Raw genomic sequence first — 23,561 nt, 5'->3', positions numbered from 1 at the left:
CTTCATTTCACTATAACAAAAAACAACCGACTGGGAAAGAAACCCAGACGGTTGTAAGAAAAAACCTTATTGAATGACAGCGTGGACAAGCGGACGTGCTTCCGGTTTTGTCTCGCTGATGTGATACGCGTGATCCATTTTCTCGATGGCTTGATCGAGTGTTTCTTTGTTCGAACGGAGTGTCGCGATGACATCACCGACTTCGACTTTATCGCCGACTTTTTTGAACAGGGTAACACTTGCTGCGTGATCGATGACATCGGTCTTCGTTGCACGACCGGCACCGAGGATCATGGCTGCGACACCGACTTCATCCGCGATGATTTCCGAAACGTATCCTGCTTTCGATGCGACGAAATCTTTTTCGAATTTCGTTTCGAGTGCTTTTGTCATATCGTCGACGAGTGACGCATCGCCGCCTTGTGCCGCGATGAATTTCTTGAATACGTCAAGTGCTGCTCCGTTCGCGAGACGTGTCTCGAGATCCGCGTACGCTTCGTCAAACGTCGGGTAGAACTCCCCGAGGACTGCCATGTGTGACGCAATCGTCAAGGCGATGACTTTCAAGTCACGGACATCTTTTCCTTGCAGGACTTCAATCGCTTCCTTGACTTCGTTCGCATTTCCGATTTCATTTCCGAGCGGCTGATCCATGTCCGTAATGACGGCAATCGTCTTCCGGTTCACACTTTTACCGATCGACACCATTTCTGTCGCGAGTGCTTTCGCGTCTTCAAATGATTTCATGAACGCGCCTGAACCTGTTTTCACGTCGAGGACGATACTGTCAGCACCGGCTGCGATTTTTTTCGACATGATTGAGCTTGCAATCAACGGAATCGAGTTGACCGTTGCTGTCACATCACGTAATGCGTAGAGTTTTTTGTCGGCAGGTGTCAGGTTGCCTGTCTGACCGATGATGGCCATCTTGATGTCGTTGACTTGAGAAACGAATGCTTCTTCCGACAATTCCACATCAAATCCAGGGAACGCTTCGAGCTTGTCGATCGTTCCGCCTGTGTGACCAAGACCGCGTCCGCTCATTTTCGCGACAGGAATTCCGATTGACGCGACGAGTGGTGCAACGATCAGACTGATTTTATCGCCGACGCCGCCTGTTGAGTGTTTGTCGACTTTTTTACCGTGGATACGGGACAAGTCGATGACGTCACCCGACTCGACCATCGCCATCGTTAAATCCGCGATTTCACGGTCTGACATGCCTTGATAGAAAATCGCCATCGACATTGCTGACATCTGATAATCTGGAATATCGCCGTTCGTGAAGCCTTCAACCATTGCTTTAATATCAGCAGTCTGTAATTCGCCGCCGTCTCGTTTTGTTGCAATCAAATCTACCATACGCATAATAAGTTCCTCCTCATGGGGTCGTTCGTATTTTTCATCAGTTTTTGATGCTTACATTTTTTTAATTGAACCACGGACAAGTGACAGGAAGTGAGCGCGGACGCGTTCCGTCGTCTCGATGACTTCATCGTGATGAAGCGGTTGATCGAGAATTCCGGCTGCCATGTTCGAGACGCACGAAATTCCGAGCACGCGCATATCTGAGTGACGGGCCACGATGACTTCAGGCACTGTCGACATCCCGACGACGTCTCCGCCGAGTAAACGGGCAAGTTTCACTTCTGCCGGTGTTTCGTATGTCGGACCTGTATTGCCGAAGTAGACGCCTTGACGGACGTTGATGCCGAGTTCGTCAGCCGTTTCCTGTGCAAGACGCAGCAATTCCGCGTCATACGGTTTTGACATATCCGGGAAACGCGGACCCATCTCATCGACATTTTTGCCGATCAGCGGGTTTGTCCCGAAGAAGTTGATGTGATCCGTGATCAACATCAGATCTCCCGGCTCAAATGCTTCGTTACAAGCACCGGCTGCGTTTGTGACGATCAGTGTTTCGACACCGATTGCTTTCATGACTCGGACCGGGAATGTCACCATCTCCATCGAGTAGCCTTCATAGAAGTGGAAACGTCCTTGCATCGCAACAACCTGTTTGCCTTCCAGCGTACCGAAGACGAGTTGTCCGGCATGGCCTTCCACTGTCGAGACCGGGAAGTTCGGGATATCACTGTATGGAATCGCAATCGGATTTTCGATGTCGTCAGCGAGGACACCGAGTCCAGAACCGAGAATCAAACCGATTTCTGGTTTCGCCTGCATTTTGCTTTCTAAATACGTACGTGTTTCATTCCAGTTGACTGTCATCTGAATCGCTCCCTTAAAATTAAAGTTCTGACAAGAAACTCTTTCCGTGTGCCGGCATCTTCACGTTGAAGTTATCGGCAACCGTCGCTCCGAGATCGGCAAACGTTGAACGGATACCGAGATCTTTCGCAGCTCCGCTTTTCGAATAGACCAACAGCGGGACGTATTCACGCGTATGATCGGTTCCAGGATGGACCGGATCATTTCCGTGGTCTGCCGTGATGATCAACAGATCATCCTCTTGCAGGCGTTCAAAGACTTCCGGCAAGCGGGCATCGAATTCTTCCAGCGCCTGACCGTATCCTTGAGGATCACGACGGTGACCGAACAACGCATCGAAATCGACGAGGTTCAGGAAGCAGAGTCCTGTAAAGTCACGATCGAGTTGCTTCACGAGTTGATCCATACCGTCCATGTTTGATTTTGTCCGAATCGCGTCTGTCACACCCTCACCATCGAAGATATCCGCAATTTTACCGAGCGAGATGACATCGAGTCCGGCTGTTTCCAGTTCGTTCATGACAGTCCGGTCAAACGGTTTCAGCGCATAGTCATGACGGTTCGACGTCCGGACCCATGCTCCTTGCTCGCCGAGGAACGGACGGGCGATGATCCGGCCGAGCATGTAAGGGTCGTCGCGGGTAATATCACGTGCATATTCACAAATCCGGTACAGTTCTTCGAGCGGCACGACTTCTTCGTGTGCAGCGATTTGCAGAACCGAGTCAGCAGATGTATAGACGATTAATGCGCCGGTATCGACGTGTTCCTGTCCGAGTTCATCGAGGATTTCTGTTCCAGATGCCGGTTTGTTCCCGATGATTTTCCGTCCCGAGAATGTTTCCAGGCGACCAATCAAATCTTCCGGGAATTTCTCAAACACGCGGAACGGCGTATCAATCCGCAAACCCATGATTTCCCAGTGGCCTGTCATCGTATCTTTACCGGCCGAGACTTCTTCCATCTTCCCGAAAGAAGCAATCGGTGCAGCATCTGCAGATACACCTTGAACCGGTTCGATATGCGACAAACCAAGCTGAGCGAGATGCGGCATATTCAGACCACTCCGCTGTTCTGCGATATGTCCCAGTGTATGCGCACCAAGATCACCGAATTGTTCTGCATCCGGTGCTTCTCCGATTCCTACAGAATCCATGACGACTAAAAATACACGTTTGAATGATTGAGCCATATTAAAATTCCTCCTATATGCTTATTGCTTATTACTAAAATAAATCCCGTTTGAATTTTCCCGTAAACGGACTAGACAAAACACCCTATTTGTCTGAAGTCAGACCTTTTGATGTTAAAACCATCACGCACGTGGATGATGGTTCTTATAGACATCATGTAGTCTGGCTTTATTGACATGGGTATACATTTGCGTCGTCGATAAATCCGCATGCCCTAACATTTCCTGGACGACACGTAAGTCGGCTCCGTTCTCGAGAAGATGGGTCGCAAATGAATGACGCAAGACGTGGGGCGTGATGTCTTTTTCAATCCCCGCTTCTTTCGCCCGGCGTTTGATCATCTTCCAAAACCCCTGCCGCGATAACCGATCGCCGCGACTGTTGAGGAACACATAATCCGTTTGTCGTCCGCCGAGACTGTTCCGGGCCAGTTCGAGATAAATCGAGACGCTGTCAATCGCCGTCTGACTGATCGGGATAATCCGGGTTTTGTTACCTTTTCCAAGACAGGACAGGTAACCAAGTTCAAGTTGCAAATCCCCCAGTGTCAGTTGTAACAGTTCACTGACACGCATACCGGTTCCGTAGAGCAGTTCAAGCATTGCTGCATCACGCCGGACGAGCGGGTCATTTCCGACGACTGAGTCAAGCAGTCGGACGATATCGGTTTGACTCCAAACCACCGGCAGTTTTTTATCCGGCTTCGGTAAATCAAGATGACGCGACGGGTCGTGACGGACGATTTGACGTTCCACCAAAAACTGATGAAACGATCGAATCGAGCTCGTCGACCGCCGAACCGTCGACCGTGATTTTTGCGCCTGTAACAAGGATTCAATATGAAGGACGATCTGGTGGCGGGTGACTTCTTCCGCAGACGAAATCCCCTGCTGTTCAAGCGTCGTCAAATACTGGTTTAAATCATTTCGATAAGCAGCTGCCGTGTTCGCTGACATCTGCCGTTCAATTACTAAATAGTCGATAAATGTCTCCAGTTGTTGCCTCACTGAACTCATCCTCTATCATTAAGAAATCGCTTACTTTCCCATCATATCAAAGGTGTAAACTGTTGTGAAGAGGTCTGACCTATATTTTTCAAAAAGAAAAACCGCCCTCTTTTAGATGAGGACAGTCAGACGGTTTGTGTTTGTGATTGCTCCAGTGCTTCACGTGCATGCCGCTCCTGGCATACCCGGCATACACCATGGAACGTCAAACGGTGATCCTTGATTTTAAATTGGAAACGCGTGACAATTTCTTTTTCGACTTCTTCTAACATATCATCCAAAATTTCCTCGACGGATCCGCATTCGATACAGACGAGATGATGATGCGAGTGACTCGCACCTTCCTGCCGTAAATCAAATCGGGATACGCCGTCTCCGAAGTTGACTTTATCAACGACTTCAAGCTCCGTTAATAATTCAAGTGTCCGGTAGACCGTTGCAAGTCCGATGTCTGAGTTTTTTTCTTTGACCAATAAAAAGACATTTTCCGCACTTAAATGGTCCGACTCATGTTCCAGTAAGATCCGTACGGTCGCTTCACGTTGGGGAGTCAGCTTATATCCTTTACCGCTCAGCTGTTTTTTAATGCGTTCAACACGACTTTCCATCATAGCGCCCCCTTTGGTCGAAACTGATGGTTTTATCATAGCTGATAATCCGTTGTTTTTCAAATTAAAATGATTATCAACTGAAAATCATTCGCTTTAGAATGATTTTAATGTAAGAATGTGCCAATGCTGAATCGCCATGATCGTTTTGGCATCGACAATCGTCCCGTCTGCAATCAGTTCAAGTGCCCGTTCAAGCGTCAACGTCTGGTTCTCCAGGAACTCATCCGCATCCAGCTGGCGTTCTCCCGCCGTCAAACCGCCTGCTTCATAAATATGTACGCGTTCGTTGCAAAAACCAGGAGCTCCGTAAAAATCAAACACGTGGTTCAGCTCAGTTGCCGTGTATCCTGTTTCTTCTTTCAGTTCACGCCCTGCGCACTCTTCCGGATTTTCCCCTTTTTCCAGCTTTCCGGCCGGGATTTCAATCGACAATTGCTCAAACGCTTTCCGGTATTGCTCGACAACCAACAAATCTCCTTTTTCATCAAACGCGATGATGGCGACTGCACCGTTGTGATAGACCAGCTCGCGGATCGACGTATTGCCGTTCGGCAGACTGACGACATGTTTCTCAACGTTAAATACTTTTCCTTCATAAATAACTTCGCGCTCTAATGTTTTTTCTTCCATCCTGAACACCTCTTCTAATCGGATTTCTTCTCTTTCACAGTATGCCTGTTTTTTGATTCTTGATGCAAGTCTGTTTCTTTTCCATTGCAATGCCCATTCCGTACAAATCCACCCGGGAACATCGTGGATCAAATATGCTAAACTGATACACAGTAGCACCAGTCGAAAGAAATGAGGGATTGATATGACATTAGGTTTAGGTACGATGACGATTTTAAAACGCGGTCAAGAGGAAGCAGCCGAAATTCTGCGGACAGCGCTCGACGAAGGAATCGTTCACTTCGATACGGCGGATGTCTATGCCAACGGCGCAGTCGAGTCATTGATTGGACAGACATTTTCGCCGGAAGACCGTAGCCGGATCTTTTTAGCTTCAAAAGGCGGCAACCGGATGAATGACACCGGGACAGGCTGGACGTGGGACCCGAGTTACGACTACCTGAAAAAAGCATGTTTTGAGAGTCTGAACCGTCTCGAAACACCGTATCTCGATCTCTATTATGTCCATGGCGGAACGATGGAAGACGATCTGGATGCCTCGATTCGTGCCATGAAAGACTTGCAGGAAGAAGGACGGATTAAAGAATACGGACTTTCGTCCCTCCGTCCGAACGTCATCAATTATTGGCTTGACCACAGTGACTTCAGTTATTTGATGACACCGTATTCGCTGCTCGACCGCCGGATCGAGGAGTTATTGCCGCGGCTGCAAGAACGTAACATCAAACTCGTCGCCCGCGGACCGCTCGCGAAAGGTCTTCTGACGACGGAAAGCATGTCACGTCTTCAATCGGTTGACCGGTTTGAACAATATGACAAGGAGCAGCTGGAACACGTCCTGTCGACGTTACAGGATTATCCGCTCCCTGCAATGGCTCTGCAGGCCGTTGATCAACAAGCCGATATCGTGTTGCCCGGCGCATCGAGCGTGTCGCAACTGCAGGCGAATCTGCAAGCGATGCGGGAACCTTTGACTGCTGAACAGATCGCACATGTGTTGTCGCTTCTGCCGGTCCATACGTACACAGAACACCGGTGAGGTTTGAATATTTTATCGGAAGGGAAACTTCTTCTTTGTAACGTTATTACAGAGGAGGAGTTTTTAGCATGTCAAAAATTTTAATCGTATCTACAAGTGCTGACGATATGAACGGTCACAAAACCGGTTTATGGTTCGAGGAGTTTGCTGCTCCATACAACCTGTTTAAAGAAGCCGGTCATGATGTCACGGTCGTTTCGGTCAAAGGCGGCGACGTACCGATTGATAAAGCTTCAATGGTTAAAGAAATCCTGCCTAAATTCCAGGAAGCACGCCGTGCCCTGCACGATACGACGCCACTCGCAGACGTCGATCCTGCTTCATTTGACGCTGTTTACTTCCCGGGCGGCCACGGAGCAGTCGTCGACTTCCCAAACAACCCGCTCGTTGCCGGTGCCATCGAAGCGATGGTCCGAAAAGACGGCGTCGTCGCGTCAGTCTGCCACGGACCTGCTGCCTTTGCGCATGTCACGATTGACGGTAAACCGTTCGTATCAGGTCGTCAAATCAACGGCTTCACGGACGAAGAAGAAAAATCAACAGGACTCGAAGACAAAGTTCCGTTCTTGCTTGAAACTACATTACGCGGTGAAGGGGCAACCTTCCTGACTTCAGATGCCGGAAAAGAATTCGCTGTCATCGATGGTAATGTCGTTACAGGTCAAAACCCTGCTTCAAGTGAAGCCGTCGCTAAGCTTGTCATTGCTAAGCTCGCAATCGTCTAACTTAATCCTGCAAGCAACAAACCCCTTTTCGGTACAGATACCGAAAAGGGGTTTTTGTTGTTTTCACTTTACGGTAAAACCCGTTCATACGCTGCGATTTCACGACTCAGTTCTTCAAGCTTCTGTTTTTGTGTTTCGTACTGTGGCGAAAGCTTGAGATGCTCCTGCTCTAAACTCGTTTGTTCCGCCGGAGTGAAGGCACGGGGAACAATCCGTTCCCGACGGTACCACCGTTTCGGAATAATCGTCGGTTCCGGACCCGATTTCAAAAGCTGATCGACTTGATCGTAGGCTGAACGAACTTCTTCAAACTGATCTTTGACAGACGGATGTTCCTGACGCAATTGTTCGAGACGTGTCGCGACGAACGGTTGCGACTTCAACACCAGCTGTTGTTTAATCGATTGTTTCAGAATCTGTTTGACTTGTGACCGTTGCACATCTGATTCAGCTTCGTCTGCTACGATTTCAAGATTCAACTCTCCCGCTTCATCTAAAATCTGTTCCATTTCCTCAAACGACAACCAGACCAACTGTTGCGTGACAAACCGGTCAATTACTCCGGATTCTTCATAGTAGTCACCGATTTCTCCGCCTAATTTTAACTCTGCGACAGCGTAATGGACTTGATGTTCAATCATCTCATCCGTGACTTCATCCAACCATTCTTCATAATCCGTAAATACACTCACGTTCGTAGTCCTCCTCTAATCCCGTTACAATTCATTTACTGTACCATATCGTCTGTCTCAAATGCTCTTTTGACGACGCAAAAAAACAATCCCCTGTTTTGACAAAGGATTGATGATATCACCGTATGGTTCAGACATTCGCCTGACTTTTCTTTATTTCTTCCATCGCCCAGTCACACCACTCGAGATAATTCAGCATCATGCGTAAGCCGTATTCACTCGTCAAGGTTTCCCCGAGCGTTGCCCCGTTTTCTAAATGATCTTTCCGCCAGACCTTCATCATATCGACGGCAAACTGGTGATGCCGCTTCGATTCTTCCAAATACAAAATCGCTTCATCCGGCGGCAACAGATGCAGCAAGGACACCCGCATCAAGTTTTCATCTTTCATCTTCGGCTTGAACTCACTTGGCGCACGCAACCAGGCGACAAGTGCCGTTTGACCTTCTTCCGTAATCGAATAAACCTTTTTATCGGGTAAGTCTTCTTGGACGATGTACACACTGGTCACAAGCTGATCTTCTTCCATTTTCAACAATTCACGGTAAATTTGTGTATGATGCGCCGTCCAAAAATGGGTCATCTGCTTTTTGAACGTCGTACTTAAATCATATCCGGTCGCTTCTCCCTGAGTTAGCAGTCCGAGCAATGCAAATCGTAACGCCACTGGCTGCACCTTCTTTCATCAAATGTATATATTGTTAATTATCTCAAAGAAATGCCCATTATGCTACTTTTTGCCTAGCTTACCGTAAAAAAACGAAAGAACTGCCGCATAAAAATGCCTGACAGCCCTTTCGTTATGTCTGCTGGACACGATATGCTTGAATTCCTTCATTCACCCGTCTAAAGTAGGCAGACGGATGCGGTACGAATTGATCACGGTGGATGATTTCTTGATCCGCGGTCTGAAACGTTTCTGCCGTCTCATCCGTCAGCCGGGCAAACTCGGAAAATGGTAAGGCAATCAATCGACTGACTTCTTCTGTTTGCAACACGTAACGTTCGAGCGGCATCGATTCATCCGTCAGGAACAGATGGACACGTTCACGATCTTTTAAGTCCCCGAGTATCAACTCTTCCAAGAAGACGCCCAGTGGAAACAGTTGCTCAAACTGCCGGACGAGACCGATCTCTTCTTCGAGTTCGCGGATTCCGTCCCTCGGCGTCTCACCTGCGAGCAAATGTCCGGCAGCCGTAATATCAATCAGCTCCGGGAAATCTTTTTTCTGTTTCGCCCGTTGTTGCAAGATCACGTGGCCTTCCTCAAGATTGATGACAAAACAATGAAACGTCTCATGCCACAACCCCTCTTGGTGGATTTTCTTGCGGGTTGCAGGATACAGCGGTTGACCGGTGGAATCAAAGACCATCAACTGTTCTGATTCGCTCATCGCAACACCTTCGAAGCTTGATAAAACCGCTCGCCGACCGTATACAATTCAGCAATCAAAAAGAGGATCGCAATCCAGATGATGGCGCTTGGAAACAGTAACATCGCAGTCAGAAAAAGGAATCCTTCCGTCCGTTCGACGAGGCCCGGTTGATACTGGAATGACTTAAATCCATAATTTTCGCTGACCGCTCCAATCGCAAGAAACATCGTCATACCAATCACGAATGAGGCGACGAGTAATAAAATGACGACTTGCGTCTCCGGAAAACGTAAGGCAATTCCGATCAGAACGGATAATTCCACAATCCGGTCGAGCACTAAATCGAGAATCGTCCCGATCGGTGTCGTTTTTTCCCGGCGTGCCATCGTTCCATCGACGACATCGAGTGCTCCGGACAGCCATAATAATAAAATTGCAATTCCCGTCATATCGTTATACACAAAGAAACCGGTCGAGGCACCGATGATGCCGGAAATGATGGTGACCTGGTTGGCGGAAAGCCCCATCTTCTTTAATAAGGTCGCCATCTGCTCAAAAAGGGGCTGGACGACTCTTCTCGCGCGTGTATCTAACATGCTACCCCTCCTTCCTCACAAGATAAGCTGTCACGTTTTCGAGGAACGTCTCTATCGTTTGAACAACAAGACGCTCACCTGTCTCGCGTTCGACTTCATAAAAACGAACACCGTACTGCGTCAGCTCTTTCGTAATCGTAACATGTTCCTGTAATCCATTCGTCGGTCTTAAGACCAACTTCACTTCCGATAAAGGATACCAATCACCGTCCAGGTACACGCCGTCTCCGAAAAACGGACTTTTTTCCGCCAATTTAACCGGATGTCCCTGATCAATGATTTGTCCTTGTTCCATTACGTAGACATAATCCGCCATCGCCATCGCTTCCTCACGGTCGTGCGTCACAAGTAACGTCGTCACGCCTTCGGCGACCGTCAAGCGCCGGATTAGCGTCCGCAGTTCGCGGCGGCGTGGTAAATCGAGACTCGAGAACGGTTCGTCGAGCAACAGAAAATTCGGACCGCTGGCCAACGCCCGGGCAAGGCTGGCCCGTTGTTGTTCTCCACCGGACAGTTCATGGACAAAAGCATCTGCCCGTCCGGCTAATCCGACTTTCTCCAACCATTGTTTCAAATCCCCATGATGACCTTTTGCCATACCAAGACGGATATTTTGAGCGACCGTCAAATGAGGAAACAGTAACGGACGTTGAAACAACATTGTCACACCCCGTTGATTCGGAGCGGCATGTGTCATATCGATCTCTCCGAAACGGATGGTTCCGTCCGATACTTTCTCAAGACCTGCAATCAATCGCAGCAGTGTTGTTTTTCCGCTTCCGCTCGGACCGACCAAAGCGACACATTGCCCCGACGTAATGCGTAAATCAATGCCCTGCAAGACTTGTTTCTGACCAAATCGTTTATTGACGTGCTGAATCGTAACGTCCATCTAACAGCCTCCGAACTAATCGCACCCATGCTTCGAGCAGCATAAGTTGCACAAAATAAATCAAAAACGGTAAAACAAGCAGCCAGATCGTCGCTTCTTTCGCTGCAATCAAAGAATTTCCGGAATACAGCGGAAACGCTTCAAGCGCAATCATTTGAACGACACCGCCTCCGATCAGGGTGACGAGTGCATATTGGCTCAAGGCAATGACCGTTACGAGCAGAGTGACGGATTGGATGGCAGAACGCATCATCGGGCCTGTCAAAAAAACAAATCGTTTTATACGGCTCGGTTCAATCAACACCATCTGTTCCATCATCTGTTCCCCCAGTGCCTGAAACGCATTCGTATAGATCCGAATCGTATACGGTAACGTCGGAAGCAGTAAAACCAGCAACACTCCGACAAATTGATCGGCAAGTCCTAACCGGATCCAGGTCAGATAAAGACCAAACGACAATAACAAAACCGGTAAAAAGAGCGGTAAACTGATCAATAGTTCCATCGAGCGGATGAGTCGTCCCGCGCGAAACGCAATTGCCTTTCCAGTAATATAGCCGATCGAATGATTGAGCAGCGTCAAGGCAACAATCATCGAAATCGTCGTTGCCAAGGTTTCAAACAACCGCGGATTCCAAGTCCAGGTGGACGGAATCAATCCGAGCAACGGAACGAGGATCAGGAATCCTGTCACTCCTGTTATAATCCGTCTCCTCATTCGATCCGCCCCTTACTGATCCGTTCCGTTAACGGACGAATCATTCGTGTGAACAGCAATAACAGCAAAAACAGAAGGCCGGTCAAGAGAACACTGATGGCAAATGCTTCCGGTTGACGCGACAAATCGCCCTGCGTATACAAATCAAACGTATAGACACCAATCAGCTTCGGATACGTCACACCGAGCAACGCCGGGACTTCGTAAGCAAACAAGGTGAAGGCAAAAACGATAAAGGCTGCTTCCAGAACAGGAAACAGCAAAAATACCCCTTTTCCGTGCCAAAACCGTTTCATCCGTGACAAACCGAGCATCAATCCCAGTTCTTCATAGCGATGGTCGAGACGCCGATAGACCGGCAGTAAATAGAAAAAGACAAACGGGATTTCCTTGTAGAGATACGTCAAGATGATACTAAATTGATTCACCTCGTGCGGACCAATGACCGGGAAATCACTCAGGTAAAGAATGGCTAGATAGGCTGCACCAAGATGGGGCAAAAATAACGGGACGGCCAGGATTTGCGCAGCCCATCCCGTCTGTTTCGCAAAAATTCCGGCCAATCCTGCCCCGATCAATACAGCCAGTACGGTACTGCTGACTGCGACATACAGACTGATGCCGACACTTTCCAAAAATACCGGATCTGCGGACAATTGCTTGTAATCTCCCCAAGTCGTCATCGAAAGACTGATGAACAGACCGTATCCGACCATGCCGGCAATCAGCAGCGTTGCAGGCCAGGCATTACCGCGCCACACGTTCCGGCCAGTCTTTCCGAATCATATCAAAGATGGCCGGATCAAGTTCAGCACGGACTTTCCCCTCAAATGCCGCCGGTTTCGGGGTCGATTCCGCCGCCGGAACCTCTTCAAACGCCTGCTGTTCCTTCTGGCTTACCGTCGTCAAATCGAGGCTCGTTCCGTCTCCCCAGTAAGTGCCGTCGAATTTCTTGAGTTGGGCGTCCGGTGACAATAACGTATTAATCGTAACGAGTGCTCCATTCGGATTCGGTGCGTTAAACGGAATCGACAGGAAGTGGGTCGATGCGATTGAACCGTCTTTTAAGATCAGCGGACGTGTTTCTTTCGGGAATGTCCCTGACTTCATTTCCTGTTCCGCCCGTCGTTCGTTAAAGCCCATCGTGAAGGCGACACTTCCTTTGGCATACAGTTGGTCCAGCTGAGCGAGCGTCTTCGGATACGTTTTGCCTTCTTTCCATAAATAAGGCTTCAATTCGTTTAAATACGACCATGTTTTCTTAAAGTCCGCTTTCGGGTCCTTTAACGTCTCTTTTGACTCAAGCCCGTACATGACGTGTCGGACAAACGCATTCCCCGTAAAGTCCGTCACTTCCGGATACGTGAATTTGCCGGGATTTTCTTTGACCCAGCTTTTGAGTTCCTGCAAGTCTTGGGGCGGATTTTTGACACTGGCTTGATCGTAGTGGAACGTGTATTGAACTTTCCCCCACGCGGCTTCGAGATGATCCGTCGGTGTTCCGCTGTCCGATCCTTGTGCCTGCGGATCGACGTATTTCATGTTCGGCAACACTTTTGTGATTTCACCGTATAACAAGCCGTCCTTTTTAGCGTTCCGGAAGTTGTCGCCGTTAATCCAGACGACATCGATGACACCCGTTTCTTTCCCGGCTTTCTTTTCCGCCCGCAGTTTTTGAATCAAGTCAGCCGTTTCAATCGGAACCCGCTTCAATGTAATCTTGTGCTCTTTTTTTAATTTTGGCGCCACGTATTCATCGATATAAGCGTTGATCCCCTCATCGCCGCCCCACATATACATCCGGACGGTCGTCGCATTAGCGTCTTTCGCAATCGACGTATAGGACGATCCTAATACTTTTTCTTGGACCGGTGCTGCCGGAGAGGCACATCCGGCAAGGAGCAGTCCTGTTGCTGCGATGGCAGTCATCTGTTTTATCATGTGTGAAAATCCCCTTTATTTTTTATCGAAGCCTGACTTCCCGAGCCATTCAATGACCCGCGGAAACAATCCGTAGGCCTTTGCCGAACCTTCCATCCAAAACGGCGCATTCACCTCGCGTTTTTCCCGGACCATGGCCCGCGTCACCGTTCGTGCTAATTTTTCTTTTGACAGGACGATGTTCGCAACGTTCTTTTCGTATTTCCGGCTGAGATCCGCCCGGACAAAAAATTCCGTCGCAATCGGTCCCGGATTGACCGTCATGACATGAAGACCCTGCGGCTTCAGTTCGAGACGCAATGCATTTGAAAACTGATATAACGCTGCTTTCGTCATGCAATAAATGCTCGACTTCGGTGTAGGTAACTTTCCGGCCTGACTTGCCACGTTGACAATCATGCCGTGCGGACGAAACAGCGGAAGACAGGCTTTCGTCAACCGGATCGGAGCCAAAACGTTGACCCGGTTCATCGATTCAATGGTTTCAATCGTCGTGTCCTTCAAAAAACTGAACTCCCCAAACCCGGCATTGTTGATCAGTACATCAATCATGCCATACCGGTCGACGATTTGATCAGCCAGACGCTCCGGTGAATGTTCTAAATCGTAAACGATGTATTCCGCCTGAAGAGTTTTCGCCATCTGTTGGAGCCGATCTTCCCGCCGGGCGACTAAAATCAAATTTGCCCCGTGCCGGTTCAGCTCGTAAGCGAGTGCTTCCCCAAGACCGCTCGAGGCACCGGTCAAGACGACCGTCTTATTGATGAGATTCATGCGCACTGCCCTTTCTCATATACCGTAAAATTCCGTCTTGTTTTTCGACAACGATCTGTCCGCTGGCTACAAGGTAGTCGAGACGAGCTTTCATCTCACTCATGACAAGCGGGAACGATTTCTTCAACCGGTTCCCGTACGTCACTTGCGCAAGCTCAAACAGCGTTTTTGAACCTCTGATATGCTTCAACAACTGTTCACCGCGCGCTTTCCGTTGTAACAGACGTTCTTCGATTAAAGACGGGACATCGCGAATCGGTTCGCCGTGCCCGGTATAGGCAATCTGAATCTGTTCGCCCTGCAGTTTACGGAGGGAGCGCATGTACGCGAGGACCGGTCGTTTCATATCCGATTCATCTCCCGGCTGCGGCTGCTCCAGCAACGGATTCGGTTCGACGCGCGCCAACAGATGATCGGCTGCAAACAGAACACCCGATTGACTGAGAATGCCGATTTGATCGCTCGCATGCCCCGGCAGTTCAATGATCCGGTACGTGCCTGACGCCGTAATCGCATCCCCTTCCTGCAGGACATGATCAAGTTGTCCTTTGCCCAGCCATTTTAATGCCGATAAGTAACTCGGTAAAAGTGCCCGTATGTCGTCCGGTACTCCGAACGACAAGGCCAGCCGTTGCAGGAAGTCATCCCCTCTGCTCAAAAAGGCTTGGTCTTGTTCTAAGTAGGGACGCAGTCGCGCATGTCCATAAATCGGAATCCCCTGTTCAGAAAAACGGTAGGCAAGCCCCGCGTGATCCGCATGGTGGTGAGTCACGATCACTTTATCAAGCATCGAAACCGTCAATCCGATTTTTTGAAGACCGTCCTGCATCGCTTGCCAGGCTTGTTCCGTATCCGGACCACAATCAATTAAAATATTTTCCGAATCGGTCCGTAACACATAACAATTGATATCTCCGACCGGGAATGGTGTCGGAATCGGTAAAGTAAAGATTTCATCCTCTTGTCGCATCGGTAAACCCCTCTTCTATCTGGATGGTTTCCTTCATTATAGAGAGAAAGAAGCGGCAGCGGCAAACTTTGTCGCCCTCAAACCGTTAAACCTTTAAAAAGAATACGCAGGATACTGTCCGTTGGATGCAAAAAAGCGACCTTTCCGCAGATTGAAAGGTCGCTTTGATCAAACTATCTTATTTTAAGTTAAGAACTGTTAATTTATCACGTGTCATTGAAGCGAGGCTTCGTCCGACACCTTGAACGCCAAGACCCGATGATTTAACGCCGATGAACGGGAAGTGATCGGGACCACGTTCCGTCCGACCATTAATTTGGACAGAACCTGTTTCAAGCGCATCCGCGACACTGAATGCTGCATCGATGTTTTCCGTGAAGACACTTGCTTGAAGACCGTATTCCGATTCGTTCGCATACGCGATCATTTCTTCAACCGAGTTGACACGAATGACAGGTAAGACCGGTCCGAACGGTTCTTCCCATGCAATTCGCATATCGCGTGTCACATGGTCAAATAATGTCGGCTCAATCAAGTTCGCTGTCCGGTTGCCGCCTGTGACAAGCGTTGCCCCTTTTTCTTTCGCATCTGTAATCAAACCTTCAACGAAATCAGCTGATTTTGTATCAATCAACGGCACGACAACACTTTCGTCTTCCGGTGAACCGACTGTCAATTTCGCAATCCGGGCTAATAACTCTTCTACCAACGCATCCGCCTGTGGTTCAAGAACAAATACACGTTTGATGGCTGTACAGCGTTGACCGGAGTACGAGAACGCACCGCTGATGATGTGGTCTGCCGCTAATGACAAATCGGCATCCTCAAGAACAAGCGCCGGATCTTTTCCGCCGAGTTCGAGGACGAGCGGAATCATCGCTGATTGACGTGACAAGTGTTGTCCTGTCGCTGTTCCGCCTGTGAAGGTAATCATGTTGATGCCCGGGTGAGCCGTCAAATAATCTCCGATGACTGAACCGCGTCCAGTCACGAGGTTGACGAGACCTGACGGCAATCCTGCTGCGACAAGGGCTTCGACCATTAACGTCCCACTGATCGAACCTTGTGTTGCCGGTTTGAAGACGACGGCATTTCCTGTCATCAAAGCAGGTGCCAGTTTCGCTGCTGCCAGGTTGACCGGGTAGTTAAACGGTGAAATTGCAAGGATGACACCAAGCGGCGCTTTTTTGATGATGGCGATTTTTTTCGCACTTCCGCCCGGGAACGAGTCCCCTTGCATCATTTGACCGTCAAAACGAAGACCTTCCTCTGCTGTGTAACGGATGATTTCTGCCGTCCGCTTGACTTCTTTAATTCCGTCAGCTAGCCCTTTACCGACTTCACGCATGATGACTTCGCCAATCTCGCTCGCACGCTTTTCGAGTTCTGTTGCCCAAGCATGGAGCAATTCAGCGCGTTTATTGGCAGGGACTTTCGCCCATTCTGCCTGTGCTGTTTTAGCAGACGCGATTGCCCGGTCTACTTCTGTTTTTGTCATCGCTTGAACACGACCGACTGTATCTTCTTTATAAGGTGAAGAAATTTCAATGGTTTCATTGGATTCACTTTCCTGCCATTGCCCGTCTAATAAGTATGTGTATGTTGTTGCTGTAGTCATTCCACTCGACCTCCATTTATTTTTTCTCTCTCACTTCAGTGTGTGGCTGCATAGCCTATTGTAATCAATTGGTCAGACAAATGCCAAACTTTTTGCTTAACATAAAATGAAAGCGATTTCAATAACTTTTTTATTCTTATTACGGTGGAAGAATTGCTTTTTTCTGCCGATAACTAGTCAGAAGTGTAGTGCAGGATGGAAAGGGGCTCGATTACGTGTACAATCAACACGATATTTTATTAGAAGCTGGAACAAATGAGTTGGAAATCGTTATTTTTCATTGCGGACCTTACACGTTCGGCATCAATGTTATGAAAGTCCGGGAAATCATCGTTCCGTTACCGATGACACCACTCCCCGGCACACCGGATGCCGTCAAAGGTCTGATTGAACTACGCGGTGAAGTCATGACGGTCATCGACTTACCGACGGTCATCGGTGTCGCCCATGAGGAAACGACAGATGACCGGTTGATCATCTGTGAGTTTAACGGTGAAAAAAGTGTCCTCCGCGTCGATTCTGTAACGGAAATCCGCCGTATTTCGTGGGAACAGATTGATACGCCGAATGAACTTGCCCGAGGCATCGAAGGATTAACGAATGGTGTCGTTAAGACGGGAGATAAGATGATCATCTTGCTCGATTACGAGAAAATTGCGCTCGAGCTGTCACGCAAGGATATCTTCGCCCGCGAAGAAGGCCGTCGTGTTTCGCCCCGCAACCGCTCCAATAAAACCATTTGGATTGCGGAAGATTCGGAAATGCTCCGGACGTTAATCATCGAAACGCTAGAAGAAGCCGGTTATGACGGCTTGAAGTGGTTTATCAACGGCAAGGATGCCTTCGATGCGTTTGAGGCAGGCAGCAACTGTGATCTCTTGATCACCGATATCGAGATGCCGAAAATGGATGGACTGCACTTGACGAAACGATTACGTGAAGATGACCGTTACACGGATTTACCGATCGTTGTCTTCTCGTCCTTGATTTCGGATGACCTCCGCCATAAAGGCGAGTCTGTTGGCGTCAATGCCCAGATTACAAAGCCGGAAATCGGTCGATTGATCGAAACCGTCGATACATACGTCCTGTAATCACTATTTTCCTAAACAAAAAAACCGTCTCCTGTCTGATCAGGAAACGGTTTTTTAAATCTCTTTTATTTTAAACAAAATCACTGTTTTTTTCCGAGAAATACATTCAGCCAAGTTTTTCTGAACCCTGTCATGCAGTCTTCAATCCGGGTCAAAACACCGGCCGCATTCTCGACTGAGCCTGTCTCAGCCTCTTTTTCCAGCAATTCAAAGTCATCCGCTAAGTCATCCGCCGCAACGGAATAGGAGGCACCCTTAAGTAAATGAGCTAATTTTTCCGTCTGTTCGGCATCTTTTGCTTCGACCGCTTCCTTCAATTCCGGAAATTTCCGATCAAACTGGGCAATATACGTCTCACCGATTTTTTGCAAGAATACGTCATCGCCGCCGGCAATCAAACGCAGTTCCGCTAACTTCTTTTCATTAAAAAAAGGCATCTTTTCCCCTCCTCTTTTTCTATATTATCATTAATCGTCTTAAAAAAAAATCTGAGAATCATTTACACGGTCTATAGAGTATTCCTATAATAAAAAAGTGAAGAGCAGGAGGGATAGACAATGTTGACGATTTATCGAAGTGATGTGACGGGGGCAGTCAACGAAATTCAGGAGTTTACGAAAGGTTCCTGGATTCATCTTGTCAATCCGACAAAAGACGAAGCCGATCAAGTCATCGCTGCTACGAAAATTCCTGAGGATTTTATTTATGACCCGCTTGATGTCGAGGAAAAACCTCGTTTTGAGAAAGATGATGAAGGTTTGTTGATGATCGTCGACGTTCCTTATATCGAAGAAGAATCATCCGGACGCCGTTACAATACGATTCCACTTGGTATCATCGTGACCTCAAGACACTTCATCACTGTCTGTTCGCAACAGCTGGATGTCTTGACGTTGTTCTCAGGGGGAAAACTCCGGGCGTTCCGGACGAATTACCGTTCCCGGTTTGTCTTTCAGATCCTCTATAAAGTCAGTTCGTCGTATCTTCGATTCCTGCGGCAGATTGACCGTCGAATGGATGAGCTCGAAGAAGAACTGCAACGTTCCATGCGAAATCAAGAAATTTTCCAATTAATGAACTTACAAAAATCACTCGTGTATTTTATGACTTCCTTGAAGTCAAACGACGGCGTACTCGATCGAATCATCAAAACGCCGAGTCTTGAGAAACATGAAGACGACGAAGACTTACTCGAAGATGTGTTCGTTGAACACCGGCAGGCTATGGAAATGGCCCAAATCTATAAAGATATCATCAGTTCGACGATGGATACGTTTGGTTCTGTCATCTCGAACAACGTCAACTTCGTCATGAAGTTTCTCGCTTCCATCACGATTGTCATCTCGATTCCGACGATGATTTCCGGAATGTTCGGGATGAACGTGCATGTACCGTGGGAAGGCGAAGTCATCGGCTTTTGGATTGTCTTCGGTATGATGATTTTCTTCTCGGGGCTGGCAGCCTTTATTTTATGGCGCCGCCGTTTCTTTTAGTTGAACTCCTTCAAAGTCGTAAAAAAATTAAAAAACCACTTCCTTTTGAATGCTTTAGTTTGAAAAAGAGTTCGGAGACGATTGTCTCTTCAGCTCTCTCCGGCTAAGTTCATCAAAGGAACGTGGTTTTTTTTGTTTCATTTAATTAATTTCGACGGTCACGAGACATAAATCGTCCGCATCATCACTTTGATCCGGTTGAATCAATTGATGGATTGCAGGACCCTGCTCGTGAATCAATTCACGGATGGCACTGATGCCTTCATCAATGCCTTTACTGTATAACTCCATGAAGCCGTCGGTATACAAGTAGACACAACCTGGCGAAACGAGGTCAATCGTTTGGCTTGTATACTCCGAATCTTCGAACATTCCGACCGGCAGTCCCGTATTCTCAAGCGGAATGATTTGATTTCCCATCCGTAACAAGCCCGGTGGATGTCCGGCATTGGCATAACTGAGTTTCATTTCATCCAGTTCGATGTACAAGTACACGGCCGTAAAATAAATCTCCGTTTCATCGCCCGGGAACAGGCGGCTCATCTGCTTGTTTAATTCTTCAAGCACTTTCGCCGGATCACCGATGCGGTGTACGAGCTCAAATAAAATCGAACTCATCCCCATCGTGATCAGAGCGGAGGATACACCATGTCCCATGACATCAAACAGGATGATCCCGTATTTTTGCGGCGAAATCCGGTACCAGGCATACATATCTCCTGCCAGTTTTTTTGACGGGATGTACGTTGCCATGATCCGGATGTCTTCGTCCTCGATATTGGCACTCAGGACACTCTGTTGCAACTTTTGTGCTAAATCAAAGTCTTCCTGCAATACCTTTTCATACCGTTTTCGTGCGTCAATCGCCTGTTTGAGTGACATGGCATTGCGGACACGGGCCAACAATTCCGTTTTCCGGATCGGCTTCGTCGTATAGTCGGAAGCACCGGCATCCAGTCCGTCCGCAATATCCTCTTCATTTGATCGGCCGGATACGATGACGATCGGCAACTCATCCAAACCAAAGCGTTTACGAATTAAGCGGGTCGCATCGATACCGCTGATTCCGGGCATTTCAACGTCAAGTAACACGACATCGAGCGTCTCGATGAACAATGGATCTTCCATCAGCTCCATCGCTTCTTCCCCGCTCATCGCTTTGACGACATCGTACCCCTCGTTTTCAAGCAAACGTTCTAAAATCATCAAATTCGTAAACTCATCATCTACGACCAGTATACTCATGTTGTCACCTCACTCTATCCATATATTCATTGAAAATAGTTTAGCATACAATTTACATTTTCGTTTAGACGAAAGATGCTTTTTCCGTCATACTAAAGAAGAATGAAAGGAGGAATGGGTCATGTGGCTTTATGTCGTCTCCATTCTAATCATCGTCTTCGTCTTAGTCGCTTCAATCCTCGTGATTTCAAAGGGTTACGGCTACAAAGGCAATAAAGATGACATCGAAATTGATTACGATGAAATTAACCGTAAATTATCTGAAAAACACGATGATGAACATCGACCGTAAGACAATCAGACTGTCTCAGACCATCATATCATTGGATGGTCTTTTTGTTGTATTACAAATGCATGTTTTTAGTTGTGAGATAAGGGTATATTCCTATCATGGTCAAATCATATTCTAAGGGAGTGTCAATCATGCAACCAAACTTACCAAACGATCCACATGCCGTCCACGCTGAAAACCCGAACCGTCAGTTCGATCAGGAAACTTCATCTGGTCGTCAAGTCAGTTTACTTACAGGAATGCTGCTTGGCGCAGTCGTCGGTGGTCTCCTGACGTTACTCAGTTCTTCGAGCCGTCAAAATACGAAGCAAAGCCTACGTGGCGCGAAAGACTCGGTCTCGACGCTTGCTTCATCGATTAAAGAAGATCCGTCTGGCAAAGCATCACAAGTCATCAACCAAGTGAAGAGCGCTTCAAGCATCATTCAAGAAGTCGCATCAGACGTTCAAAACGTCTACGATAAAGTCAACACAGAACTCGATACGGTCAAATCAGACGCTTCATCGGTCAAAGAGACTGTCAATGAAGCGAAAGGTGACCTAAACTCCATCAGCAGCAAAGTCGTTGAAGCAAAAGATGTGGCGCTCGGAAAAGAAGAAGCACCTCCTGAGCATCAACCGAACACTACTCATCAAAACGATTCTAATCAAGATGACTCTAAGTCAAATGATTCGCAACTCAACAAATAAATTCGACGACACCTTTCCGAGTAACGGAAAGGTGTTTTTCATTGAAAATATTTTACGACAATCGCGACACGTTCCCGCATACCATAACGCAGTACACCGGACAGTGGTGTCGCAGCAGGAATCGCGTCGGTCTTCAGATTCATTTGCGCTGCCTCTTTCCGGGCCCGGTACAAATGAAAGTCCGACGTCACGATCGAGACACGGTTTTCGGATGCCGGCAACAGCCGTTTTGAGAAAGTCAGATTTTCGGTCGTCGAAGTCGATTGATCTTCAAGCAATAAACGTTCTTCGCTGATTCCTGCTTGAATCATCCCGCGCCGCATCGCTTCCGCTTCTGAAATCGCTTCTCCGTCTCCTTGTCCGCCGCTTAAGATGAATGTCGTATCCGGGAACTGCTTTCCGTACCGGGCAGCCGCTTCAATCCGGTTACTTAAAATCAACGAAGGTGTCTCTCCTTTGACACCGGCTCCAAGCACGATGACATATGGATGTTTGCCGTTTGCAAGCGGCCGTTCTCCTTTCGCGACGAACCAGCCAATACTGAACCAAAAGACAGCGAGCAACAGAAGCAGCCCAAGACCAGTCTTATAAAAACGTCCTGCGATGCGTTTCATCGCTTTTTTCATTATGCTATCCCCTCAGTGGTAAAAGTCCTGCCGTTTAATTTTCACTTCTTTTTATACGCCGGACCTAAAAAAAGGTTTCACATCGTTTTCTCAGTCAAAAAAAGAGACACGTCCGAAAAAAATCGGTGTGTCCCTCTTTCAGATCTGTCTGACATTAATTTCCCCAAATTGATGTCACGTATTCCGGATGATCGATAAATGGATTCCGGTTTTTTTGCCACTTTTCAAAAATGATGTCATTGCGTCTGATTTCCGTCGCATCGACCGGATCCAGCTTATTCCAGGCTTTTAATGTCGACAGTTTTCCGTGAAGTGGATTCGTGCCATTGCTGACATTTTCTGATGCTTCCAAATCAATTTCACCGCCGCCTTCATAGCGGACAGCCATATAGAAGATCATACGCGCGATATCGCCTTTGACACGTGTCGGCGGTTCCCATGAATCGCTATCACGGTAACAGTCGCAACCGGCATACTTCGTGCCGCCGTTATCAAAATCAAGATTCCCCCGTGCACTGTTGACGACAACATCTTCCGCCCGCAGATGATGCAGATCCGTTCCCGGTCCGTTGCTTGTTCCGAAATCACCGTGCGACTTCGCCCAGACGTGCTCACGGTTCCATTGACCAACGTTCCCGCCGTTATTGCTCTTCGCAATCGATTTCCCCGTGTACAGTTCAATGACATTATTCGCATTGTTCGGATCTTGGTCCGTTTCCTTCAGAGCAGTCCAGACCGTGTCGTACGATACTTGTGTATGGTTATCAATGATGTCATGTAATGAGGCTTTTAATGCCGCACCTGTTTTACCTGACGCCGGCAGATAATATGCGTCGATCGTCGATTGTGACGTGACCATCTGCGGTCCGGCAACGATTTTGGTCGGTTCTGTCTTAGCAATAACTGGTGTAAACGAAATTGACCCGAGTGCAAGTGCAGCGACAAGCGCTCCGCTGATTTTCGACTTCCAATTCATACTGTGTTTCCCCCTTTGTTACATATGTACGAGCTCGTCTTACCTCCTCATTTTTACACCTCCTTTTACCTCTTGAGAAGCTGGACAAAAGACCTTAAAATCCGGCAAATAAAACTGAACCAAAATTCATCA

General features: G+C 47.9%; 27 protein-coding genes. 6 read left to right on the top strand and 21 right to left on the bottom strand.

Annotated elements, in window-relative coordinates:
- Positions 1-66: 66 nt before the first annotated feature.
- From ABIC15_RS06105 to ABIC15_RS06080, 6 genes are all read right to left on the bottom strand, one after another.
- Positions 67-1,368 (bottom strand): pyrimidine-nucleoside phosphorylase, encoded by a 1,302-nt coding sequence (locus tag ABIC15_RS06105; protein ID WP_012369907.1) that lies wholly within the window; start codon positions 1,366-1,368, stop codon positions 67-69.
- 51 nt (positions 1,369-1,419) lie between these two features.
- Complete coding sequence (locus tag ABIC15_RS06100; RefSeq protein ID WP_012369906.1) at positions 1,420-2,232, bottom strand: purine-nucleoside phosphorylase; 813 nt, start codon at positions 2,230-2,232, stop codon at positions 1,420-1,422.
- A 19-nt stretch (positions 2,233-2,251) separates the two neighbouring features.
- Positions 2,252-3,424, bottom strand: coding sequence for a phosphopentomutase (gene deoB, locus ABIC15_RS06095; protein ID WP_354020055.1), 1,173 nt, complete (start codon positions 3,422-3,424; stop codon positions 2,252-2,254).
- Between the two features lie 123 nt (positions 3,425-3,547).
- On the bottom strand, positions 3,548-4,432 hold the full coding sequence (xerD, locus tag ABIC15_RS06090) for a site-specific tyrosine recombinase XerD (protein WP_318091885.1): 885 nt from the start codon (positions 4,430-4,432) through the stop codon (positions 3,548-3,550).
- Positions 4,433-4,557: 125 nt separating this feature from the next.
- Positions 4,558-5,040 carry a ferric iron uptake transcriptional regulator gene (gene fur, locus ABIC15_RS06085; protein ID WP_026828821.1) on the bottom strand — a complete coding sequence of 161 codons (483 nt, stop codon included), beginning with the start codon at positions 5,038-5,040 and terminating at the stop codon, positions 4,558-4,560.
- A 96-nt stretch (positions 5,041-5,136) separates the two neighbouring features.
- A complete protein-coding gene (locus tag ABIC15_RS06080) occupies positions 5,137-5,673 on the bottom strand; it encodes an NUDIX domain-containing protein (protein WP_354020054.1) in 537 nt (178 codons plus the stop codon).
- 184 nt (positions 5,674-5,857) lie between these two features.
- Here ABIC15_RS06080 and ABIC15_RS06075 point away from each other — a divergent pair, with 184 nt between their 5' ends.
- Together ABIC15_RS06075 and ABIC15_RS06070 are read left to right on the top strand one after the other, a co-directional pair.
- Positions 5,858-6,712 (top strand): aldo/keto reductase, encoded by an 855-nt coding sequence (locus ABIC15_RS06075; protein WP_354020052.1) that lies wholly within the window; start codon positions 5,858-5,860, stop codon positions 6,710-6,712.
- Positions 6,713-6,780: 68 nt separating this feature from the next.
- Positions 6,781-7,437, top strand: a complete 657-nt coding sequence (locus ABIC15_RS06070) for a type 1 glutamine amidotransferase domain-containing protein (protein ID WP_012369900.1) — start codon at positions 6,781-6,783, stop codon at positions 7,435-7,437.
- A gap of 68 nt (positions 7,438-7,505) precedes the next feature.
- On the opposite strand, the gene ABIC15_RS06065 is transcribed toward ABIC15_RS06070, so the two are convergent.
- The 11 genes from ABIC15_RS06065 to ABIC15_RS06015 all read right to left on the bottom strand — a co-directional run bounded on the left by ABIC15_RS06065 (position 7,506) and on the right by ABIC15_RS06015 (position 17,014).
- The gene (locus tag ABIC15_RS06065) at positions 7,506-8,129 is read right to left on the bottom strand and encodes a hypothetical protein (RefSeq protein WP_354020050.1); all 624 of its coding nucleotides are present in this window, start codon (positions 8,127-8,129) and stop codon (positions 7,506-7,508) included.
- A 130-nt stretch (positions 8,130-8,259) separates the two neighbouring features.
- The gene (locus ABIC15_RS06060; protein ID WP_012369898.1) at positions 8,260-8,796 is read right to left on the bottom strand and encodes a PadR family transcriptional regulator; all 537 of its coding nucleotides are present in this window, start codon (positions 8,794-8,796) and stop codon (positions 8,260-8,262) included.
- 133 nt (positions 8,797-8,929) lie between these two features.
- A complete protein-coding gene (locus tag ABIC15_RS06055) occupies positions 8,930-9,523 on the bottom strand; it encodes an NUDIX hydrolase (protein ID WP_354020048.1) in 594 nt (197 codons plus the stop codon).
- Entirely contained in the window at positions 9,520-10,101 is a 582-nt protein-coding gene (locus tag ABIC15_RS06050) for a CDP-alcohol phosphatidyltransferase family protein (RefSeq protein WP_012369896.1), read from the bottom strand. The genes ABIC15_RS06055 and ABIC15_RS06050 overlap by 4 nt, the downstream gene beginning before the upstream one ends.
- A 1-nt stretch (position 10,102) precedes the next feature.
- A complete protein-coding gene (locus ABIC15_RS06045; RefSeq protein WP_354020046.1) occupies positions 10,103-10,993 on the bottom strand; it encodes an ABC transporter ATP-binding protein in 891 nt (296 codons plus the stop codon).
- A complete protein-coding gene (locus ABIC15_RS06040; RefSeq protein ID WP_354020044.1) occupies positions 10,965-11,711 on the bottom strand; it encodes an ABC transporter permease subunit in 747 nt (248 codons plus the stop codon). The genes ABIC15_RS06045 and ABIC15_RS06040 overlap by 29 nt, the downstream gene beginning before the upstream one ends.
- Positions 11,708-12,472: an ABC transporter permease gene (locus ABIC15_RS06035; protein WP_318929557.1), complete on the bottom strand. Its 765-nt coding sequence runs from the start codon at positions 12,470-12,472 to the stop codon at positions 11,708-11,710. The genes ABIC15_RS06040 and ABIC15_RS06035 overlap by 4 nt, the downstream gene beginning before the upstream one ends.
- Positions 12,459-13,652, bottom strand: coding sequence for an ABC transporter substrate-binding protein (locus ABIC15_RS06030; RefSeq protein WP_354020043.1), 1,194 nt, complete (start codon positions 13,650-13,652; stop codon positions 12,459-12,461). Before ABIC15_RS06030 ends, ABIC15_RS06035 begins: the two co-directional genes overlap by 14 nt.
- 15 nt (positions 13,653-13,667) lie before the next feature.
- Positions 13,668-14,426: an SDR family NAD(P)-dependent oxidoreductase gene (locus ABIC15_RS06025; protein WP_354020041.1), complete on the bottom strand. Its 759-nt coding sequence runs from the start codon at positions 14,424-14,426 to the stop codon at positions 13,668-13,670.
- A complete protein-coding gene (locus ABIC15_RS06020) occupies positions 14,410-15,396 on the bottom strand; it encodes an MBL fold metallo-hydrolase (RefSeq protein WP_354020040.1) in 987 nt (328 codons plus the stop codon). The genes ABIC15_RS06025 and ABIC15_RS06020 overlap by 17 nt, the downstream gene beginning before the upstream one ends.
- A 178-nt stretch (positions 15,397-15,574) precedes the next feature.
- Positions 15,575-17,014, bottom strand: a complete 1,440-nt coding sequence (locus tag ABIC15_RS06015) for an NADP-dependent glyceraldehyde-3-phosphate dehydrogenase (RefSeq protein ID WP_354020038.1) — start codon at positions 17,012-17,014, stop codon at positions 15,575-15,577.
- Positions 17,015-17,229: 215 nt separating this feature from the next.
- Here ABIC15_RS06015 and ABIC15_RS06010 point away from each other — a divergent pair, with 215 nt between their 5' ends.
- Positions 17,230-18,108, top strand: coding sequence for a chemotaxis protein CheV (locus ABIC15_RS06010; protein ID WP_214765352.1), 879 nt, complete (start codon positions 17,230-17,232; stop codon positions 18,106-18,108).
- A gap of 80 nt (positions 18,109-18,188) precedes the next feature.
- On the opposite strand, the gene ABIC15_RS06005 is transcribed toward ABIC15_RS06010, so the two are convergent.
- Positions 18,189-18,545, bottom strand: coding sequence for an Hpt domain-containing protein (locus ABIC15_RS06005; protein WP_354020036.1), 357 nt, complete (start codon positions 18,543-18,545; stop codon positions 18,189-18,191).
- Between the two features lie 120 nt (positions 18,546-18,665).
- Between ABIC15_RS06005 and ABIC15_RS06000 the strand changes: the two genes are divergently transcribed.
- Positions 18,666-19,601, top strand: a complete 936-nt coding sequence (locus ABIC15_RS06000) for a magnesium transporter CorA family protein (protein WP_012369886.1) — start codon at positions 18,666-18,668, stop codon at positions 19,599-19,601.
- A 141-nt stretch (positions 19,602-19,742) separates the two neighbouring features.
- On the opposite strand, the gene ABIC15_RS05995 is transcribed toward ABIC15_RS06000, so the two are convergent.
- Positions 19,743-20,846, bottom strand: coding sequence for a PP2C family protein-serine/threonine phosphatase (locus tag ABIC15_RS05995; protein ID WP_290830318.1), 1,104 nt, complete (start codon positions 20,844-20,846; stop codon positions 19,743-19,745).
- 121 nt (positions 20,847-20,967) lie between these two features.
- On the opposite strand from ABIC15_RS05995, the gene ytzI reads away from it, so the two are divergent.
- Positions 20,968-21,138 (top strand): YtzI protein, encoded by a 171-nt coding sequence (ytzI, locus tag ABIC15_RS05990; protein ID WP_012369884.1) that lies wholly within the window; start codon positions 20,968-20,970, stop codon positions 21,136-21,138.
- 131 nt (positions 21,139-21,269) lie between these two features.
- Complete coding sequence (locus ABIC15_RS05985) at positions 21,270-21,827, top strand: hypothetical protein (RefSeq protein ID WP_318929544.1); 558 nt, start codon at positions 21,270-21,272, stop codon at positions 21,825-21,827.
- 38 nt (positions 21,828-21,865) lie between these two features.
- On the opposite strand, the gene ABIC15_RS05980 is transcribed toward ABIC15_RS05985, so the two are convergent.
- Entirely contained in the window at positions 21,866-22,453 is a 588-nt protein-coding gene (locus tag ABIC15_RS05980) for a YdcF family protein (RefSeq protein ID WP_354020034.1), read from the bottom strand.
- Between the two features lie 154 nt (positions 22,454-22,607).
- A complete protein-coding gene (locus tag ABIC15_RS05975) occupies positions 22,608-23,429 on the bottom strand; it encodes an endonuclease I family protein (RefSeq protein ID WP_214766008.1) in 822 nt (273 codons plus the stop codon).
- Positions 23,430-23,561: the final 132 nt, after the last annotated feature.

It is taken from the genome of Exiguobacterium sp. PvP048 (genome assembly GCF_040549175.1).
GTDB classification, from domain to species: Bacteria; Bacillota; Bacilli; order Exiguobacteriales; family Exiguobacteriaceae; genus Exiguobacterium_A; species Exiguobacterium_A artemiae.
This window is presented reverse-complemented; position numbering and strand designations above follow the sequence as displayed.

What these genes read in the sequence shown, in the direction of transcription:
- fur (WP_026828821.1), bottom strand. Translation starts at nt 5,040, where the DNA reads ATGGAAAGTCGTGTTGAACGCATTAAAAAACAGCTGAGCGGTAAAGGA.
- ABIC15_RS05980 (WP_354020034.1), bottom strand. Translation starts at nt 22,453, where the DNA reads ATGAAAAAAGCGATGAAACGCATCGCAGGACGTTTTTATAAGACTGGT.
- ABIC15_RS06080 (WP_354020054.1), bottom strand. Translation starts at nt 5,673, where the DNA reads ATGGAAGAAAAAACATTAGAGCGCGAAGTTATTTATGAAGGAAAAGTA.
- ABIC15_RS06105 (WP_012369907.1), bottom strand. Translation starts at nt 1,368, where the DNA reads ATGCGTATGGTAGATTTGATTGCAACAAAACGAGACGGCGGCGAATTA.
- ABIC15_RS05995 (WP_290830318.1), bottom strand. Translation starts at nt 20,846, where the DNA reads ATGAGTATACTGGTCGTAGATGATGAGTTTACGAATTTGATGATTTTA.
- ytzI (WP_012369884.1), top strand. Translation starts at nt 20,968, where the DNA reads ATGTGGCTTTATGTCGTCTCCATTCTAATCATCGTCTTCGTCTTAGTC.
- ABIC15_RS06070 (WP_012369900.1), top strand. Translation starts at nt 6,781, where the DNA reads ATGTCAAAAATTTTAATCGTATCTACAAGTGCTGACGATATGAACGGT.
- ABIC15_RS06015 (WP_354020038.1), bottom strand. Translation starts at nt 17,014, where the DNA reads ATGACTACAGCAACAACATACACATACTTATTAGACGGGCAATGGCAG.
- ABIC15_RS06055 (WP_354020048.1), bottom strand. Translation starts at nt 9,523, where the DNA reads ATGAGCGAATCAGAACAGTTGATGGTCTTTGATTCCACCGGTCAACCG.
- ABIC15_RS05985 (WP_318929544.1), top strand. Translation starts at nt 21,270, where the DNA reads ATGCAACCAAACTTACCAAACGATCCACATGCCGTCCACGCTGAAAAC.
- ABIC15_RS06025 (WP_354020041.1), bottom strand. Translation starts at nt 14,426, where the DNA reads ATGAATCTCATCAATAAGACGGTCGTCTTGACCGGTGCCTCGAGCGGT.
- ABIC15_RS05975 (WP_214766008.1), bottom strand. Translation starts at nt 23,429, where the DNA reads ATGAATTGGAAGTCGAAAATCAGCGGAGCGCTTGTCGCTGCACTTGCA.
- ABIC15_RS06030 (WP_354020043.1), bottom strand. Translation starts at nt 13,652, where the DNA reads ATGATAAAACAGATGACTGCCATCGCAGCAACAGGACTGCTCCTTGCC.
- ABIC15_RS06040 (WP_354020044.1), bottom strand. Translation starts at nt 11,711, where the DNA reads ATGAGGAGACGGATTATAACAGGAGTGACAGGATTCCTGATCCTCGTT.
- ABIC15_RS06000 (WP_012369886.1), top strand. Translation starts at nt 18,666, where the DNA reads ATGTTGACGATTTATCGAAGTGATGTGACGGGGGCAGTCAACGAAATT.
- ABIC15_RS06020 (WP_354020040.1), bottom strand. Translation starts at nt 15,396, where the DNA reads ATGCGACAAGAGGATGAAATCTTTACTTTACCGATTCCGACACCATTC.
- ABIC15_RS06050 (WP_012369896.1), bottom strand. Translation starts at nt 10,101, where the DNA reads ATGTTAGATACACGCGCGAGAAGAGTCGTCCAGCCCCTTTTTGAGCAG.
- ABIC15_RS06075 (WP_354020052.1), top strand. Translation starts at nt 5,858, where the DNA reads ATGACATTAGGTTTAGGTACGATGACGATTTTAAAACGCGGTCAAGAG.
- ABIC15_RS06005 (WP_354020036.1), bottom strand. Translation starts at nt 18,545, where the DNA reads ATGCCTTTTTTTAATGAAAAGAAGTTAGCGGAACTGCGTTTGATTGCC.
- deoB (WP_354020055.1), bottom strand. Translation starts at nt 3,424, where the DNA reads ATGGCTCAATCATTCAAACGTGTATTTTTAGTCGTCATGGATTCTGTA.
- ABIC15_RS06045 (WP_354020046.1), bottom strand. Translation starts at nt 10,993, where the DNA reads ATGGACGTTACGATTCAGCACGTCAATAAACGATTTGGTCAGAAACAA.
- ABIC15_RS06100 (WP_012369906.1), bottom strand. Translation starts at nt 2,232, where the DNA reads ATGACAGTCAACTGGAATGAAACACGTACGTATTTAGAAAGCAAAATG.